Source organism: Streptomyces sp. NBC_00045 (assembly GCF_045041095.1).
Lineage (GTDB): Bacteria > Actinomycetota > Actinomycetes > Streptomycetales > Streptomycetaceae > Streptomyces.
The window spans coordinates 7,717,565-7,735,148 of record NZ_CP108271.1 but is presented as its reverse complement, the minus strand read 5'-3'; the positions used below and the strand labels follow the sequence as shown (position 1 = coordinate 7,735,148).

Sequence of the window (17,584 nt, the reverse complement as noted above, 5' to 3'; positions counted from 1 at the left end):
CCCTCCTCGTGCGTCGTACGTCCCCGAGTCACTCCCCGTCCGCGCGCCTGCCCGGACGCCGCCCCGGGAAACCCGGGGGCCCGCTCACCGGGTCCCGGACTTGCTGCGCAGCAGCATGCTCGGCATGACCAGCCAGCAGATCGCGAACCAGCCCGTGACGCAGGCCGTCACCGGCCAGGCGATCCAGTGCGCGGTGGCGACCCGCAGCAGGAGCAGCACCGAGAAGGTGACGGTCAGTGCGAGCAACACGATGCCGACCGAGACCAGATGGCCCGCCGCCCGGACCAGCTGCGGCTTGAGGTGGTGACCGGCCAGCAGCTGGTGGTAGGCGACCGGGGCGATCAGGGTTCCGGTCGCGAGGGCGCCCAGGGCCACCGTCACGACGTACAGACCGCGGTCGAAGTGGCCCAGGTGTGCGAAACGGGGCGTGAAGGCGACGCTGAGCAGGAAACCGAACAGGATCTGGGCCCCGGTCTGGGCGACGCGGACCTCTTGGAGCGTCTCGTTCCAGCGGCGGTCGGCGCGCTCCGCCGGGGTCTCGTCCCGGTCGTCCGGCATGGATCGGACCTCCTCGGCAGCGGGACACGGCCCGGTCACGGGTACCCGCAACGGCGTTGATCATTCTCCTGGCGGCAGCCGGCCCACCGGATGGACGCACGCCGGCCGGTCATCCGTGTGACCCGTGTCCCCGGAGGGACTCAGGCATGGGCCTGCGGGGGCCGGGTAGCCGCAGCGTGGACGGTGAATCGAGAGACCGGCAGAGGAGGCCGCCCTGCCGCCCGCACCGTGAACAAGGAACGGGCCCGCGCCCGGAACGTGCACGGGCACTCGTCCGTGAACCAGGCCTGACCCGAGCGAAAGCTCGGCCACTGACGACCGAACGAGGTGGCACTTCATGCGTATCGCCTTCCTCATGGCGCCCCAGGGCGTCGAGGAGATCGAACTGACCCGACCCTGGCAAGCGGTGCTGGACGCCGGGTGGAACCCACGGCTGGTGTCCACCGAGCCCGGCCGCGTCCGTGCGTTCCGCCACTTCGCCATGGGCGACAGCTACGCCGTCGACCACGTCCTGGCCGGTGACACGGCGGACGACTTCGACGCGCTGCTGCTGCCCGGCGGTGTCGCCAACCCCGACGCCCTGCGCATGAACCGGCTCGCCGTCGGGTTCACCCGCGACTTCTTCCAGGCGGGGAAGCCCGTCGCCGCGATCTGCCACGCCCCCTGGATGCTGGTGGAGGCGGACGTCGTGCGGGGCCGCACCCTCACCTCCTGGCCCAGCCTCGCCACCGACGTCCGCAACGCGGGCGGCACCTGGGTGGACGAGAAGGTGCACGTCTGCCACGCGGCGCCGGCCACGCTGATCACCAGCCGCAAGCCGGCGGACCTGGACGCCTTCTGCAGCGCGTTGATCGGGGAGTTCGCGGCATCCGGCGCCCGAGCCGGCTCTCTGCGGGGTTGACCCGCGCGACAGCGGGCACGCGCACAGCACACCGACGAGCCCCCGGAACGGAGGCCCACCATGTCACCAGGGACACTCATCGCCATCGTCGTGGTCGCGGCGATCGTGCTGATCGCCCTCGCCGTCGGCCTGTGGAGGCTCTCACGCAGACGCCGTCTGCAGAACCGGTTCGGACCGGAGTACGAGCGCACGGTCGAGGAGGAGGGCGGCCAGATGGCCGCCGAGCGGGAACTGCGTGCCCGCGAGCAACGGCACGCCGACCTCGACATCAAGGAACTCCCCGACGATCGGCGCCGCGCGTACGCGCAGGAGTGGAGCGGCGTCCAGGAACGCTTCGTGGACCGCCCCGAGGGATCCGTGACACAGGCCGACGAGCTGGTGTCGAGGCTGATGACGGAGCGGGGTTACCCCACCGGAGGATTCGACGACAAGCTTCGCGACCTCTCGGTGGCCCACGCGGGCACCCTCCAGCACTACCGGGCCGCGCACTCGGTCAAGGAGCGCAGCACCGGCGGACAGGCGACGACGGAAGAGCTCCGCGGGGCAATGGTGCACTACCGGGCCCTGTTCGACGAGCTGCTGAACGGCCACGGAGGTCGATGACATGCATGACGACGAAAGCATCACGGACCGCACCGAGGGTGCGCAGCGCCCGGGCGAGAGCGATCTGAGCACCCGGGACCTGGCGGACCCCGGCCGCTCGGAGGGAGCGGCGGTGTACCCCGGCGAGGCCACCGCGGGAGCGGACGGGGGGCCCGGCACCGCGCAGGAGGACGCGGGGCAGGCCGCGCAGGACGGCAGTACCGACGGCCGCGGCGAGGACGAGCCGCTGCTCGACGGCAAGGAGGCGGAGGAGTACCGGACCGCGTGGCGCGAGATCCAGGGCCGGTTCGTGGACGACCCGCAGGACGCGGTCCGGTCGGCGGACACCCTGGTCGCGGAGGTCATGCAGACCCTCGCCCGTTCGTTCTCGGACCACAAGCAGACGCTGGTCGACCAGTGGGGCCGCGGCGAGCAGGTGCCCACGGAGGACCTGCGGCTGGCGCTGCAGCGCTACCGGTCGTTCTTCAACCGGCTGCTGAACACGTGACGGTGGGGCGGCCCGCGGGAGTCGCACGTCCGGGAAGGCGGGGCCGACGCCCAGGGCGGGCGCGATGGCCCGCCAGATCGTCGACCGGGCCGTGGCCAGGTCGACCCGGGGGGCCTCCAGCATCAGGCGGATGCCGAGGTCGTCGCACAGGGGCAGTACCAGCGTGCTGACGGTGGCGACGTCGCAGTCGGTGAACTCGCCCGACGCGATGCCCCGTTCGACGGCTCCACCGACCCAGGCGTGGAGCTGTTCGTACAGGTCGACGGCGAGGTGACGGGCCGTCCGGTTGCGCTGGGCACGGACCCACAGCTCCTGCCACAGCTTCCAGTCCTGGCGCAGTTCCTCGTCGCTGGGCAGCATGCTGCGCAGGATGCGGGCCAGGACGACGGCGGCGGGCGCCCCGTCGCCGCCGACCTCGGCCTCCGTGCCGGTCTGGGCGAAGGCGGTCGCCGCTGCCACGTTCACGGCGGGCCGGCCGCGTACCCCGTCCAGCAGGGCGGCGGTGCGCAGAACGCGCAGCAGCTCCTCGGCCCGCCGGGCCGGCACGGGTGCGAGCGCGAAGGCGATGTCGCGCAGGGTCTCGGTGGGGACCCCGCCGAGCCCGAACAGGGCGACCGGCCCGAACCGCGGGTCCTGGTTCACACCGACGATCAGCTCGATGCCGTCCGTCAGGTCGGCCATCGCCTCGACGGAGTAGGAGGGCGCGCCGAGCCGGGCGTGCATCTCCCGGAAGGCGGCGAGCAGCGCGGCATGGGCGGCCGTCGGGCGGGCAGGCGCAGGGATATGGGGACCGAAGGAAGGACGGGCACGGGAAGCCCGGCGGAACGGGACACCGAAACCCGCTTCACCGTGTGGGTGGCCCTCGCGGCCAACCTGGTCATCTGCGTGGCCAAGGCCGTCGGCGGCGTCTTCGCCGCTTCTCCGGCGCTGCTGTCGGAGGCGGCGCACTCCGTGGCCGACAGCCTCAACGAGGTGTTCCTGCTGGCCTCGGTCAAGCGGAGTCGGCGTCCGGCCGATCGGCGCCACCCGTTCGGCTACGGCAAGGAACGCTTCTTCTGGTCCCTGCTCGCCGCCGTCGGCATCTTCGTCACCGGCGGGTGCTTCTCGGTGTTCCAGGGCATCGAGGCGTTCCGCTCGGGCGGCAACGAGACCCACGAGGGGTATCTGATCGGCTTCGGCGTGCTGTTCGTGGCGTTGCTCGCGGAGGGGGCCTCCCTGCTGCGTGCCGTCCGTCAGGTCCGCGGTGCGGCCGCGGACGCCGGACACAGTACGCGTGAGGAGATCCAACAGGGCCGGGACCCGGCGCTGCGGACCGTCCTGGCGGAGGACAGCACGGCGTGCGCGGGCGTCCTGCTCGCGATGGCGGGGATGGGCCTGCACATGATGACCGGGCAGGTGGCGTACGAGGCGTGCGCGTCCATCCTGATCGGCGTCCTGTTGGTCTACGTGGCGTACACGCTCGGCAAGGGGGCGCGGGCGCAGCTGATCGGCGAGGCGGCCGACCCCGCCGTGCAGCGCGGGGTACGGGAGCTGCTGGGGCGGCAGCCGGAGATCGACTCGGTCACGTCCCTGCTGACGATGCGGCTGGGCCCGGATTCGGCGCTGGTGGCCGCGAGCATCGACCTGACGGCCGGGTACGACAGCGAGACCGTCGAAGATGCGATGGTCCGCATCAGGGCCGAGCTGAAGTCGCGCTGGCCCGAGCTGGACCGGGTGTTCCTCGACGTGACGGACGCCGCGGCTGCCCGCCCCCGATGCGCGTAACTCTCGGCGGCGCGCCGTCACGGTTGGTCAGTGGAGGTGACCCCGGGTGTCAGGCTGGCCGGAAGGCCGCTGCCCGGCCGGTCCGCCGTCCCTCCTGGAGGCCTGGTGTCGCTCACCGACCCGACGTCGGCAGTGGCGGAGGAGGGGGAGGGAGGGGAGGCCGAACGGGTCGGCGCCGGACGGGTGAGGGCGGGTGCGCACGTACTGCGCCTGCTGTCGACCACCGACCACAAGGTGATCGGCAACATGTACCTGGTCACCGCGTTCGGCTTCTTCCTGTTCGCCGGAGTGCTGGCCCTCGTCATGCGGGCGGAGCTCGCCCGCCCGGGCCTGCAGATCGTCTCCGCCGAGCAGTACAACCAGCTCTTCACCTTGCACGGCACGATCATGATGCTGCTGTTCGCCACCCCGACGTTCACGGGTTTCGCCAACGCGGTCATGCCGTTGCAGATCGGCGCCCCGGACGTCGCCTTCCCCCGCCTGAACGCGTTCACGTACTGGGTGTACCTCTTCGGCGGCCTCACCGTGATCAGCGGGCTCCTGACCGCGAACGGATCAGCCGCCTTCGGCTGGTTCGCCTACGCTCCGCTGAACGCGGCGGCGTACTCCCCCGGAGTGGGCGCCGACCTGTGGGTGATGGGGCTGGCGGTGTCGGGGCTGAGCACGATCCTCGGCGCGGTGAACTTCATCGCGACGATCGTCTGCCTGCGCGCGCCGGGCATGACGGTGTTCCGGATGCCGATCTTCACCTGGAACGTGCTGTTCACCTCGATCCTGGCGCTGCTGGCGTTCCCCGTGCTCACCGCGGCACTGCTGGTGCTGGAGGCGGACCGGAAGTTCGGAGCGCACGTGTTCGACGCGGCCTACGGCGGCGCGCTGCTGTGGCAGCACCTGTTCTGGTTCTTCGGCCATCCGGAGGTCTACATCGTGGCGTTGCCGTTCTTCGGCATCGTCAGCGAGATCATCCCGGTGTTCAGCAGGAAGCCGATCTTCGGCTATGCCGCCCTGGTCGGCGCGACGATCGCGATCACGGGCCTGTCCGCCACCGTGTGGGCGCACCACATGTTCGCCACCGGCGCCGTGCTGCTGCCGTTCTTCTCCCTGTTGTCGTTCCTCATCGCCGTGCCGACCGGAGTGAAGTTCTTCAACTGGATCGGCACGATGTGGAACGGGTCGCTGTCGTTCGAGACACCGATGCTGTGGTGCATCGGGTTCCTGGTGACGTTCCTGCTGGGCGGGCTGACGGGCGTCCTGGTCGCCTCGCCCCCGATGGACTTCCATCTCACCGACAGCTACTTCGTGGTCGCCCACCTGCACTACGTGCTGTTCGGCACGATCGTGTTCGCCACCTTCGCGGGCTTCTACTTCTGGTGGCCCAAGTTCACGGGCAAGCTGCTCGACGAACGTCTGGGGCGCGTGCACTTCTGGACCCTGTTCACCGGCTTCCAGCTGACCTTCCTCGTCCAGCACTGGCTGGGCGAGCAGGGCATGCCGCGCCGGTACGCCGACTACCTGGCGGGCGACGGCTTCACCGCGCTCAACACGCTCTCGACCATCGGAGCCTTCCTCCTGGGGCTGTCCGTGCTGCCGTTCGCGTACAACGTGTGGAACACCACCCGCCACGGCGAGCGGGTGGGCGTGGACGACCCCTGGGGGTGGGGCCGGTCCCTGGAATGGGCCACGTCCTGCCCTCCGCCCCGGCACAACTTCCAGGCACTGCCCCGGATCCGGTCGGACTCCCCCGCCTTCGACCTGCACCACCCCGAGGTGAGGGCCCGATGAAGGCGGAGGCCTGGCTGTTCAGCGGTGTGGCGGTCTTCTTCGCCGTCACCGGCGGCGTCTACGCGGCGTTCTCCACCGATCCCGCGGGGGTGGCCGCCCTGTCGGTGTCGTTCCTCATGTCGGCGCTGGTCGCCGCCTTCCTGTGGCGGCAGTACGGTCGCGGGGGCCGCCGGCCCGAGGACACCACCGATGCGGAGATCAGGGCGGGCGGGGACAGACGGTTCTCGTTCCCCGCGAGCAGCTTCGCGCCCGTGACCGCCGCGACCGGCACCGCGCTGATGGGCATCGGCGCCGTGCAAGGGCTCTGGCTGGTCCTCATCGGCGCGGGCGTCGTGATCCCGGGACTGTACGGATTCGTGTTCCGCCCGGACCGGGACGCCTGACCGGGACCCCGTGCTCAGTACCCGGTGCTCGACCGCTCCCCGGCGTCCCCGGCGTCCCCGGCGCCCGCGGCGTCCGGGCCGGCCAGCACGGCGGCCACCCGGCGGCGCTGCGCCCCGTCGAGCGGGGACTGCGGCTGGTCACGGTAGTACCACCGGCTGAGACCCCGTCTCAGCCGGTCCGTCCACCCACGGGCGGGCGGGGGCACCCGTACGGGCGCCGGCAGGCTGTGGACGGTCCGCACGTACCGCTCCGACCGCGCCACCGGCCGGTGCGCCGGGTGGTAGCCGCCCTCGACCGACTGCCGCACCTCGTCCGTCGGCTGCCCGCTCTCCAGCTCCTCGGCGTCCTGGTGCTGTAGGGCGAGACAGATCCGGCGGGTGAGCCAGAAGGAGGCCGGCGGTCCGACGACCAAGGCGCAGCGCAGTGCCCAGGTGAGGGCCGGGAGGGGCACCTCGAAGACGAAGGCGATGACGTCCTGCGCGCCGGCCAGCAGCAGGACCGCGTAGCCGGCGAGTACGGCGACCCCGAGCGCGGTCCGGGCGGGCCGGTGCCGCGGCCGGTCACACAGGTGCTGTTCCCCGCCCCCGGGGGTGATCCAGCGTTCGAAGAAGGGGTAGGCGTACAGCCCCGCGAACAGCAGGCCGGGCAGGACGATGCCCGCGACCAGCGGGTTCCACATCAGCGTGTGGCCCCATAGCCGGGTTTCGAAGCCCGGCATCAGCCGTAGGGCTCCTTCGAGGAACCCCACGTACCAGTCGGGCTGGGAGCCGATGGAGACCACGTCCGGGCGGTAGGGCCCGTACGCCCACACGGGATTGATCTGTGCCAGCGCCCCGAGCACCCCGAACAGGCCCCCGACCATGAAGAGCAGGCCCGCGGACTTCGCCATGTACTGCGGGAAGAACGGTTTGCCGAGCACGTTGCGGCCGCTGCTGCCGGGCACCGCCCACTGGGTGTGCTTGAGGTGCACCACCAGCATCAGGTGCAGCGAGACGAGGGCGACCAGCAGCCCCGGTACCAGGAGGATGTGCACCGGATAGAGCCGGGGCACGATGTCCTGGCCGGGGAACTCGCCCCCGAAGACGAGCAGGCTCGCGTACGTACCGACGACCGGGAGCGACAGCATGATGCCCTGGGCCGTGCGCAGGCCGGTGCCCGACAGGAGGTCGTCGGGCAGCGAGTAGCCCGCGAAGCCCTCCACCAGCGCGAGCAGCAGCATCGTGACGCCCACCAGCCAGTTCGCCTCCCGCGGCTTGCGGAAAGCGCCGGTGAGGAACACCCGCAGCATGTGGACGCCGATCGCGGCCACGAAGACGAGTGCGGCCCAGTGGTGCATCTGCCGGATCAGCAGTCCGCCGCGGACGTCGAAGCTGATGCGCAGGGTGGAGGCGTAGGCGGAGGAGACGCGCAGCCCGCTCAGCGGACCGTACGAGCCCTCGTACGTGACCTCGCGCATGGACGGTTCGAAGAAGAAGGTCAGGTACGTGCCCGTCAGCAGCAACACCACCAGACTGTAGAGGGCGATCTCACCGAGCAGGAACGCCCAGTGGTCCGGAAAGGCCTTGCGCAAACCGGCTTTGGCGGCCTCCAGCAGGGGCAGCCGGTCGTCGAGGCCGCGCACCGTACGCCTGGCCGAACGTCGGGCGAGGCGGACCGCGCGCGCCTTCTTCCGTTTGAGAACCACGGAAGGAGCATGGCGTGCGCACGGCCCGCGACCCCGTAGGCAGCCCGAGGTGCGGGGTGCGTCACCCGTCCGGGCGGATCACGATGATGTGAATTCCCGCCTTTTCTCGAATTCCGCAGAGGCCGGGAGAGTTCTGCGTGTTCTCGTCGCCGCGCGGTCCACGGTGCGCGACCATAACGGACGGCCAGCAGTCAGCAGACGGAAACACCGAGACAGGAAGAAGGGCGGACGTGTCCGGCAGCGAAAGCGAGAACCCAGCAATCCCCTCCCCGACCCCCACGCCGACTCGACCGAGAACGAACCGGGACTGGTGGCCGAATCAGCTGGACCTCCAGGTTCTCCACCAGCACTCGCCCCTGTCCGATCCGATGGGCGCGGATTTCGATTACGCGAAGGAATTCGCGGCCCTGGACGTCGAGGCGCTGAAGCGGGACGTCTTCGAGGTGCTGACGACGTCGCAGGACTGGTGGCCCGCCGACTTCGGCAACTACGGCCCGTTCTTCATCCGCATGGCTTGGCACAGCGCGGGCACGTACCGCATCAGCGACGGCCGCGGCGGCGCCGGCGCCGGACAGCAGCGCTTCGCCCCCCTCAACAGCTGGCCGGACAACGGGAGCCTGGACAAGGCCCGCCGTCTGCTGTGGCCGGTCAAGAAGAAGTACGGCCGCAGCATCTCGTGGGCCGACCTCATGATCCTCACCGGCAACGTCGCCCTGGAGTCGATGGGCTTCGAGACGTTCGGCTTCGGCGGCGGACGTGCGGACGTGTGGGAGCCCGACGAGGACGTGTACTGGGGCCCCGAGACCTCCTGGCTCGGCGACGAGCGCTACACCGGCGACCGTGAGCTGGAGAGCCCGCTCGGCGCGGTCCAGATGGGCCTCATATACGTCAACCCGGAGGGTCCGAACGGCAACCCCGACCCGCTCGCCGCGGCCCGCGACATCCGCGAGACGTTCCGCCGGATGGCGATGAACGACGAGGAGACGGTCGCCCTGATCGCGGGCGGCCACACCTTCGGAAAGACGCACGGCGCTGGCCCCGCGGACAACGTCGGCGCGGACCCCGAGGCCGCTCCGCTGGAGCAGCAGGGCCTCGGCTGGAGCAACGCGTTCGGCACCGGCAAGGGCGCTGACGCGATCACCAGCGGCCTTGAGGGCATCTGGACGAACACCCCGGTGACGTGGGACAACAGCTTCTTCGAGATCCTCTTCGGCTACGAGTGGGAGCTGTTCCAGAGCCCTGCCGGTGCCAACCAGTGGCGGCCGAAGGACAACGCCGGGGCGGGCACCGTGCCCGACGCCCACGACGCGTCGAAGACGCACGCCCCGACGATGCTGACGACCGACCTGTCGCTGCGCGTGGACCCCGCGTACGAGCAGATCTCCCGGCGCTTCCTGGCGGACCCCTCGGCGTTCGCGGACGCCTTCGCCCGCGCGTGGTTCAAGCTGACCCACCGCGACATGGGGCCGGTCGTGCGCTACCTCGGCCCGGAGGTCCCCGCCGAGACGCTGCTGTGGCAGGACCCCCTGCCCGCGGTGACGCACGCGCTCGTCGACGCCGAAAACATCGCCTCCCTCAAGAGCCGGATCCTCGCCTCGGACCTGTCGGTGTCCCAGCTCGTCTCCGCCGCGTGGGCGTCGGCCTCGTCGTTCCGCGGCAGCGACAAGCGCGGCGGCGCCAACGGCGCCCGGGTCCGCCTCCAGCCGCAGAACGGCTGGGAGGTCAACGACCCCGACCAGCTGGCGACGGTGCTGCGGACCCTGGACGGGATCCGGCAGTCCTTCAACTCGGCGCAGAGCGACGGCAAGCAGGTCTCGCTCGCCGACCTGATCGTGCTTGCCGGCGGCGCCGCCGTGGAGCAGGCCGCCAAGAACGCCGGTTTCGACGTACAGGTCCCCTTCGCGCCGGGCCGTGCGGACGCGTCGCAGGAGCAGACCGACGTGGAGTCGTTCGCGGCGCTGGAACCCCGGGCGGACGGGTTCCGCAACTACCTCCGCGAAGGGCAGATCGGCTGTCGCCGGAGTACCTGCTCCTCGACCGGGCCAACCTGCTGACGCTCACGGCCCCCGAGATGACGGTGCTCGTCGGCGGGCTCCGCGTCCTCGGCGCGAACCACCAGCAGTCCTCGCACGGCGTGTTCACCGAGCGACTCCGGAGTCGCTGACGAACGACTTCTTCGCCAACCTGCTCGACATGGGCACGGAGTGGCAGGCGTCGTCTTCGGCCGAGAACGTGTTCGAGGGACGCGATCGCCACCACCGGCGAGGTCAAGTGGACGGCCACCGCCGTCGACCTCGTCTTCGGCTCGCACTCCCAGCTGCGGGCCCTGTCGGAGGTCTATGCGTCCGACGGAGCGCAGGAGCGGTTCGTACGCGACTTCGTGCGCGCCTGGGACAAGGTGATGAACCTGGACCGGTTCGACCTGCGCTGAACCCGGGCCCGTAGCGCCGGCCGGCCGCTCCCCGGCCGGCCGGCGCTGCGGGCACCGCCCGCTCGGGCCGCCCGGAGGGCTTCAGTCCTCGGGTACGTGGATGTCCACGACGCACACGTCGTCCCGCCCGGCGGGGTGCAGGGCCGACAGGAGCCGCGACAGCGGTTCCGGGGAATCCCCGCCCATCACCCGGGCTGCGGCCTCGGCGAGCCGGTCGAGCCCGCGGTCCATGTACTCCCCCGGTACCTCGATGAGCCCGTCGGTGTAGAGGAGCAGGTGATCGCCCGGCTCCAGTCGGAGCGTCTGCTCCACGTACACGGAGTCGAAGGACGCCCCGAGGAGGTTGCCTTCCGGCAGGGGAAGGAACCGCGCCTCTCCGCCGCGTACCAGCAGGGGCGGAAGGTGACCGGCCCGCGCCCAGGTCAGCCGCCGGTCCGCCGGCCGGTACCGGGCCATGACCATGGTGGCGGTGGCGACGGACGTCGGGTCGGCGGCGGTGTGCAGGAGGAGCGAGTTGAGCCGACCCATGGCATCGGGCAGGGACGAGCCGGTGATGATCATGCCCTTGGCGGTGAACCTCAGCTGCGCCATGGTACCGACGGCGTCCAGTCCGTGACCGGCGACGTCCCCGACGACGAAGAGGGCGCCCTTGTCGGGGAGTTCGATGGCGCTGTACCAGTCGCCGCCGACGTTCACGCCGGTGTCCGAGGGCACGTAGGCGATGTCCACGCGCAGCCCCACCAGCTCCATCGACCGCTCGGGGATGGGCAGCAGCGCGTGCTGGAGGCGCGCGGCGATGGCCCGTTCGGCCTGGAGCACGCCTTCCTGGATGAGTACGGACCGCTCGCTCTCCAGCAGGGCGAGCTCCGCGTCCCGCTGGGCGGAGTGGTCCTGGACGAATCCGTGCACCTCGACGGGGGTGCCGTAGGCGTCCGTGTCGGCTTCGGCGACGATGCGCAGGTGCCGGACGCCGCCCGCGGTGTTGATGCGGAAGGACTGGTCGATCGGGGTCCCTTCACCCAGCAGCCGCCGTACGGCCGCGGCGAGCACCGGCCGGTCCTCCGGGACGAGGTGCTGCGGGAGCTCTCCCACCCTGATCGGCCCCTGCTCGGGCGGCCGGTCGAAGACGGCGTACAGCTGCTCGGACCAGTTGATCGTGTCCGTGGCCAGGTTCCAGTCGGCCCAGCCCAGGTTGCCCATGCGCTGCATGGTGGTGAGGCGGCGCAACTCGCGCGCGCCGGTGTCGTGGCGGATCCACGAGACGACCAGCCGGCCGCCCAGCCGGGTCGCCCGGACGGAGTAGACCGACGTCTCGGGGACGCCCGCGACCACTTCCCGGTACGAGAACGGCTCGCCGTCGTAGGTGACACCGGTGGCCAGGGCGTCGCCGTAGCCCTGCCACAGGGGCGTTCCCGCGACGGTCGGATAGCTCTCCAGGACGCGCCGGCCCACGAGCTCCTTCCCGCGGCGGCCCGCCACGTCCGTCGCTTCCGGAGCCGCCGCCTCGATCAGGTAGTCCTCCACCTCCCCCGTCGGGGCGCGCAGCGGTGAGAGGAGGACCACCCCGCCGGGCAGGGTGTCGAGGATCGTCTGGACCGCGGCCACCTCGCCCTCCGCCGGATCGGCGTCGCGGCGCCCGAACATGCGCAGGGGCCCGCCGCACAGCCGCACGGCCCGTCGGAGCAGCGCCCGGTCGGCGGCGTCGAAGGAGGCGGGGGCCGTGCGGAAGAATCCGATGGCGCCGGTGGCCGGCTGCCCGCCCGGTACGGGGAGCCATGCGCGGGCGGGCCACCGCTCCGGCGGGCCGATGAGCTGGAAGCGGGCGGCGTCCCGCTCCGGGTCCGCCAGCCAGAGCGGCTCACCCGAGGTGATCACCTCCATGGCGGCGACGCCGGTCAGCGGCGGCACGTCCCGCCACTGGGCGGCCAGGGCGCCGTCGATCCCCGCGTGGCCGATCAGCTCCAGCTTCCCGGACCCGCCCAGCATGTAGATCATCACGGCGTCCACCCCGAGGGGGACGCGCAGTGCCTTCTGCAGCATCTCCGCGGTGTCGCCGGCGCTGCGGGCGCCCGCCAGTGAGGCGGCCAGGTCGGCCAGGAGCAGGTGCGGGGAGGCGGGGTCGCGGCCGGGGGCGGGCGCCGGGGCCGGGGCCCGGGCGTCACCGTCCGGGTCCGGACCGCCGCTGTCCGGGAGGGGGTGCCGGGCGGGCCGTGATCGGACCTCGCCGAGGGTGATCCAGCACTCCTCCATGAGGGTCCTGTCCCGGCGCGCGGCTCCCTGGACCAGTGTCTCGTACGCGGCGTCCGCGGTCAGGCCGTCCCGAGCCATCAGGACGCCCGTGGCCCGCTCCAGCACCGCCGCTGACGCGCCGAGACCTTCCAGGTCCGCCAGCTCGGCCCGCAGCCTGGCCACGACCTTGGCCAGTGCGAGCACCTCGGGCGACGCACCGTCGCTTGATGAGGACGCAGGATCCGTCTGCACCGTACGAGCATGGCACGGCAGCGGTGCGACCGGGGGCCGGCTGCGCATACGCTCCGGTCGGGCGGCGGTTTCCGGAACCGGACTCCTTCCGCTGCGGTCCCGTGTCCTCACGACCTCTGTCCTCACGACCGCCCGGATGCGGTGGGACCCGCCCCCGGGCGGTACCTTGGTCGGTCGTCCCCGTCCCTTCCGTACATCCGCCCTGCGCCGGCGGTGTGCCCGCCCGACAGGTCTGCTCCCCTTGCCTCACTCCGCTGTGTCCATATCCGTGCGGGTGCGCGGTTTCCGCCCGTCCTGGCTGTCGCCGAAGGTGCTGCGCACCGAGGTGCTGGCCGGACTGGTGGTCGCACTGGCGCTGATCCCGGAGGCCATCTCCTTCTCGGTCATCGCGGGCGTGGATCCGGCGATCGGCCTGTTCGCCTCCTTCACCATGGCCGTCACCATCGCCGTCGTCGGCGGCCGGCCCGCGATGATCTCCGCCGCCACGGGGGCCGTGGCCCTGGTCATCGCGCCGCTGAACCGGGAGCACGGCTTCGGGTACCTCGTGGCCGCGGTCATCCTGGCCGGGGTGTTCCAGATCGCGCTCGGCGCGCTGGGCGTGGCCAAGCTGCTGCGGTTCGTCCCGCGCTCGGTGATGGTCGGCTTCGTCAACTCCCTGGCCATCCTGGTCTTCATGGCCCAGGTACGGGAGCTGACGGACGTGCCGTGGGCCGTGTATCCGCTGTTCGCGGCCGGTCTGGGGCTGATGGTGGCCTTCCCGAGGATCACTGCGGCGGTCCCGGCGCCGCTGGTGTCGATCGTGGCCCTCACGGTGATCACCGTCGCCGCGGGCATCGCGGTACCCACCGTCGGCGACAAGGGCGCGCTGCCCTCCGCACTGCCCGTTCCCGGGCTGCCCGACGTGCCCTTCACCCTCGACACGCTGACGACCATCGCCCCGTACGCCTTCGCCATGGCGCTCGTCGGGCTGATGGAGTCCCTGATGACGGCGAAGCTGGTCGACGAGATCACCGACACCCGGTCCTCGAAGACGCGGGAGTCCGTCGGGCAGGGCATCGCGAACATCGTCACCGGCTTCCTCGGGGGCATGGGAGGCTGCGCGATGATCGGCCAGACCATGATCAACGTGAAGGTCTCCGGCGCCCGGACCCGGCTCTCCACCTTCCTGGCGGGCGCGTTCCTGATGGTGCTGTGCATCGTCTTCGGGCCGGTCGTCTCCGAGATCCCGATGGCCGCCCTGGTCGCCGTCATGGTCATGGTCTGCTTCGCGACCTTCGATTGGCACTCGATCGCGCCGAAGACGCTCAAGCGGATGCCGGCGGGCGAGATCACCGTCCTGGCCGTCACGACGGCCTGCGTGGTCGCCACCCACAACCTCGCCGTGGGCGTCATCGCGGGGTCCATCACCGCAATGATCATCTTCGCCAAGCGCGTCGCCCGGCTCGCCGACGTCACCGCGGTCACCGACCCCGACGGCGGCCAGGTCGTCTACGCAGTCACCGGACAGCTCTTCTTCGCCTCCGCCAACGAGCTCGTCGGCCGCTTCGACTACGCCGGCGACCCCGACCAGGTCGTCATCGACCTCTCCGCGACGCACGTCTGGGACGCGTCGTCCGTGGCGGCGCTCGACGCGATCGAGCACCGCTACGCCCAGCGCGGCAAGACCGTCGAGATCGTCGGCCTGAACGACCCCAGCGCCCGCCTGCACAAGAAGCTCAGCGGCGAGCTCACCCCGGCCGGCTGACGTACGGACACACCCGGGGCGCCGGGCAATCGTCGGTCCGTTCCGGTCCGGTCCGGCCCGGCCCGGCTACCAGATGAGCACAAGCGGCCGAAATGCGGCAGCCAGCCTTGCAGATGCCACCCAGAGCACCGGGCCATAGGCCCCTGCAAGCCGATCAGCGGTGTTCGGCAGGCAGGGGCCCCGTGCATTTCGGGCCTCCGTCGAAGGCGTCCCGTCTCACGGACCGGCGCGCATCTGGCATATGCAATGCCGAGCAGGGCATGCTTGCTTGAATGCGGCCAGAAATGGCCCGGCGGGCTCGAATGTGAGGACTTGAGTATGGCCGTTGTCGTCATGCAGTCGGCGACCGGGCACGTTCCCGCCGCCTTGGACCGGTTGCTCGCAGCGGCGGGGCTGGCCTCCCGAACGGTCGTCCTCGTGGACGGCGCCACCACCGCGCCGGCCGACCTGAACGGTGTCGACGGCCTGATCGTCCTGGGCGATCCCGGGTCCGCCCCGGCCGCGGCCGGGGCAGGTGCCCCGGCAGGCAAGGCCCCCGTCCCCGCCCCCGCCGGTCCTGCCCTCGTACGGGAGGCCCTCGCCGCGGAGGTGCCCGTACTGGCGCTCGGTACCGGGACCCGACTGCTGGCGCGGGCTTCCGGCGCCGCACCGGCCTCCGCGGTCGCCAGCGCCGCCGACGGCGCGTCGGTGGAGCTCACGCCGTCCGCGGATTCCGACCCTCTCTTCGCCGGGGCCGCCCGACCCTCCCCCGGCCTGCGACCCGCCCCCGAACCCCTGGGACTACCGAGCGACAGCGTCGTGCTGGCCTCCTGCGACGGATATCCGGACCAGGCGTTCCGCATCGGCGTCAGCGCCTGGGGCGTCCGGTTCCTGGCGTCGGACGGCGTCGCGGGGGATGGCGCCCCATCGGCGACCGGCCTCGACCCGTGGGCGGAGCAGCTGCTGGGCCGGTTCGCGGCCCTGGTCGCCGCCCGCGCCGAGCACACCGCCACCCGAGCCTTCTTCACCCGCCGGGCCGACGTGTGGGAGGAGCGGTTCGCCCACCAGACCCCCGCCTACGAGGCCGCTGTCGCCCGGATGCGGATGCGGCCCGGCGGGCGCGCCGTGGACCTCGGCTGCGGGACGGGCCGGGCCATGCCCGCGCTCCGGGCACAGGTCGGCACCCGCGGTCAGGTGATCGGCTTCGACGTCACCCCGGCCATGCTGGCAGCCGCCGTCCGGCACGGCCGCGACCACCACGGCCGCCTCCTCGCCGCCGACTGCACCCGCCTCCCGCTGGCGGGTCGGTGCATGCACGGCATCTTCTCGGCGGGGCTGCTCGACCACCTGCCGGACCCGCACACCGCCCTCCGGGAATGGGCGCGCGTCAGCGCGGGCGACGGCGTGCTGCTCCTCTTCCACCCGTCGGGCCGTGCCGAGCGCGCCGCCCGGCACGGTCGCCCCCTCGACCCCGGCGACCTCCTCGCTGAGGGCAACCTCCGCCCCGCACTGGAGACGACGGGCTGGCACCTGGACGAGTACGAGGACGCCGCGGGCCACTTCCTGGCCCGCGCCGTCCGGCTCGGCTGACGACCGTCGGACGCCGGACACCGGACGGCTGCTCAAGCGGAAACGGTGCGCGCCGTCACTGACCGTCCGCTCCGCCGCTCTCCCGGCGCCTGCGGTTGCGTCGGCCGAGGGCTCCCACCAAACCGATCAAGCCGCCTGACAGCGCGCCGGCCACGAGGATGCGCAGCAGGTTTTCCATCGAGTACTCCCTCATCCGTACCAGTACCAGTACCAGGTTCTGACCAACTACGAACGGGGACGCTACCGACGTGCCGACGGCCTGGCTTGGACGAATTTGACCTCGCCCCTCACAGGGCGATGGCTCCCTCACTGACACGGGCGGTCGCCATCTCGCCGGGCGTGGTGTCGGCCAGGGCACGGAACTCGCGGTTGAGGTGGGCCTGGTCGTAGAAGCCACACGCCGCGGACACCCCGGAGAGGTCCACCCCTTCGCGAGCGAGCAGCCCCGCGGCCCGGTGGAAGCGCAGCACCCGCGCGGACGTTTTGGGTGTCAGACCCACCTGTTCGGTGAAGCGCCGGACCAAATGTCCCTGACTCCAGCCGACTTCGGCCGCGAGCCGACCGACCGGCATCGCCCCGCCGGCACGCCGCAGCAGTCGCCAGGCGTGCCTCACCTCGGGCGCGGGTTCCGGACCGCGTACGATCCGCGCCGACAACGCGAGGTCGAGGAGGTCGAAGCGGGCCGCCCAGTCACCGGTGGCCGCCAGTTGCTCCGCGAGCACCCCCGCCTCGGGGCCGAGGACGTCGCACAGCCCGACCACCCGGTTGGTCAATTCGCTCATCGGGACGGCGAACAGCCGGTAGGCACCCAGGGGGGTCAACTCGATCCGGATCGCCTCCTGGCCGCCCGGATGGGCACACACCCGGGGCCCGTCCTCCAGACCCGCGACCAGCGAGCCGGTCACCTGGCCGTTCGGATGCGACTCCCCCGGCCGACGGACCTGTACGAACGGCGCTCCCAGGCTGATCAGCACGACCGCCCGCCCCGTGGGGACCAACCGCACCCGGTAGGAAGAAGCAGCCGCCTCCCAGTACCCGGCGTAGCTGTGCACGTACGGGCGCAACTGGACGGGCCACGGCCGAGTCACCCGCCACCGGCCCCCCACCCGAGTCATCTCGACTCCCCGCGCCGCCGCGCCGAGCGGGCGGTCGACGGAATCAGTGCGTCGCATGAGCCGGCTCCCCCTTGCCGTGAC

13 protein-coding genes and 2 pseudogenes are annotated in these 17,584 nt (G+C 71.7%); 9 read left to right on the top strand and 6 right to left on the bottom strand.

Annotation, left to right across the window (positions count from 1 at the left end; all coding sequences use genetic code 11):
- Positions 1–84: 84 nt before the first annotated feature.
- Positions 85–558 (bottom strand): DUF6328 family protein, encoded by a 474-nt coding sequence (locus OHA65_RS35730; RefSeq protein WP_327280266.1) that lies wholly within the window; start codon positions 556–558, stop codon positions 85–87.
- 337 nt (positions 559–895) lie between these two features.
- On the opposite strand from OHA65_RS35730, the gene OHA65_RS35725 reads away from it, so the two are divergent.
- Genes OHA65_RS35725 through OHA65_RS35715 form a run of 3 tightly spaced genes read left to right on the top strand, consistent with a single transcriptional unit; the run spans position 896 to position 2,549 of the window.
- The gene (locus tag OHA65_RS35725) at positions 896–1,459 is read left to right on the top strand and encodes a type 1 glutamine amidotransferase domain-containing protein (RefSeq protein WP_327280265.1); all 564 of its coding nucleotides are present in this window, start codon (positions 896–898) and stop codon (positions 1,457–1,459) included.
- A gap of 60 nt (positions 1,460–1,519) precedes the next feature.
- Positions 1,520–2,062 carry a hypothetical protein gene (locus OHA65_RS35720; RefSeq protein ID WP_327280264.1) on the top strand — a complete coding sequence of 181 codons (543 nt, stop codon included), beginning with the start codon at positions 1,520–1,522 and terminating at the stop codon, positions 2,060–2,062.
- A gap of 1 nt (position 2,063) precedes the next feature.
- Entirely contained in the window at positions 2,064–2,549 is a 486-nt protein-coding gene (locus OHA65_RS35715; RefSeq protein ID WP_327280263.1) for a hypothetical protein, read from the top strand.
- Positions 2,550–2,669: 120 nt separating this feature from the next.
- On the opposite strand, the pseudogene OHA65_RS35710 reads toward OHA65_RS35715, so the two are convergent.
- Positions 2,670–3,272: pseudogene (locus OHA65_RS35710) on the bottom strand (acetate--CoA ligase family protein); the annotation flags it as partial.
- 60 nt (positions 3,273–3,332) lie between these two features.
- Between OHA65_RS35710 and OHA65_RS35705 the strand changes: the two are divergent.
- The 3 genes from OHA65_RS35705 to OHA65_RS35695 all read left to right on the top strand — a co-directional run bounded on the left by OHA65_RS35705 (position 3,333) and on the right by OHA65_RS35695 (position 6,478).
- Positions 3,333–4,313, top strand: a complete 981-nt coding sequence (locus tag OHA65_RS35705) for a cation diffusion facilitator family transporter (RefSeq protein WP_327285910.1) — start codon at positions 3,333–3,335, stop codon at positions 4,311–4,313.
- A 183-nt stretch (positions 4,314–4,496) separates the two neighbouring features.
- Positions 4,497–6,095 (top strand): cytochrome c oxidase subunit I, encoded by a 1,599-nt coding sequence (gene ctaD, locus OHA65_RS35700; RefSeq protein ID WP_328765306.1) that lies wholly within the window; start codon positions 4,497–4,499, stop codon positions 6,093–6,095.
- Positions 6,092–6,478 (top strand): cytochrome c oxidase subunit 4, encoded by a 387-nt coding sequence (locus OHA65_RS35695; protein ID WP_327280262.1) that lies wholly within the window; start codon positions 6,092–6,094, stop codon positions 6,476–6,478. The genes ctaD and OHA65_RS35695 overlap by 4 nt, the downstream gene beginning before the upstream one ends.
- Before the next feature lie 14 nt (positions 6,479–6,492).
- Here the strand turns inward: OHA65_RS35695 and OHA65_RS35690 are convergent, their stop codons facing one another.
- Entirely contained in the window at positions 6,493–8,163 is a 1,671-nt protein-coding gene (locus OHA65_RS35690; protein ID WP_327280261.1) for a ubiquinol-cytochrome c reductase cytochrome b subunit, read from the bottom strand.
- A gap of 260 nt (positions 8,164–8,423) precedes the next feature.
- Here OHA65_RS35690 and katG point away from each other — a divergent pair.
- Positions 8,424–10,594, top strand: a pseudogene (gene katG, locus OHA65_RS35685) (catalase/peroxidase HPI).
- Positions 10,595–10,675: 81 nt separating this feature from the next.
- Here the strand turns inward: katG and OHA65_RS35680 are convergent.
- Positions 10,676–13,075 (bottom strand): SpoIIE family protein phosphatase, encoded by a 2,400-nt coding sequence (locus OHA65_RS35680; RefSeq protein WP_405763296.1) that lies wholly within the window; start codon positions 13,073–13,075, stop codon positions 10,676–10,678.
- A 256-nt stretch (positions 13,076–13,331) separates the two neighbouring features.
- On the opposite strand from OHA65_RS35680, the gene OHA65_RS35675 reads away from it, so the two are divergent.
- Positions 13,332–14,819: a SulP family inorganic anion transporter gene (locus OHA65_RS35675; RefSeq protein WP_405763294.1), complete on the top strand. Its 1,488-nt coding sequence runs from the start codon at positions 13,332–13,334 to the stop codon at positions 14,817–14,819.
- A 318-nt stretch (positions 14,820–15,137) separates the two neighbouring features.
- A complete protein-coding gene (locus OHA65_RS35670; protein ID WP_405763292.1) occupies positions 15,138–16,388 on the top strand; it encodes a methyltransferase domain-containing protein in 1,251 nt (416 codons plus the stop codon).
- Positions 16,389–16,443: 55 nt separating this feature from the next.
- Here OHA65_RS35670 and OHA65_RS35665 read toward each other — a convergent pair whose 3' ends face one another.
- Positions 16,444–16,566 (bottom strand): hypothetical protein, encoded by a 123-nt coding sequence (locus OHA65_RS35665; RefSeq protein WP_327280256.1) that lies wholly within the window; start codon positions 16,564–16,566, stop codon positions 16,444–16,446.
- A 109-nt stretch (positions 16,567–16,675) separates the two neighbouring features.
- Entirely contained in the window at positions 16,676–17,560 is an 885-nt protein-coding gene (locus tag OHA65_RS35660) for an AraC family transcriptional regulator (RefSeq protein WP_327280255.1), read from the bottom strand.
- Between the last annotated feature and the right edge of the window lie 24 nt (positions 17,561–17,584).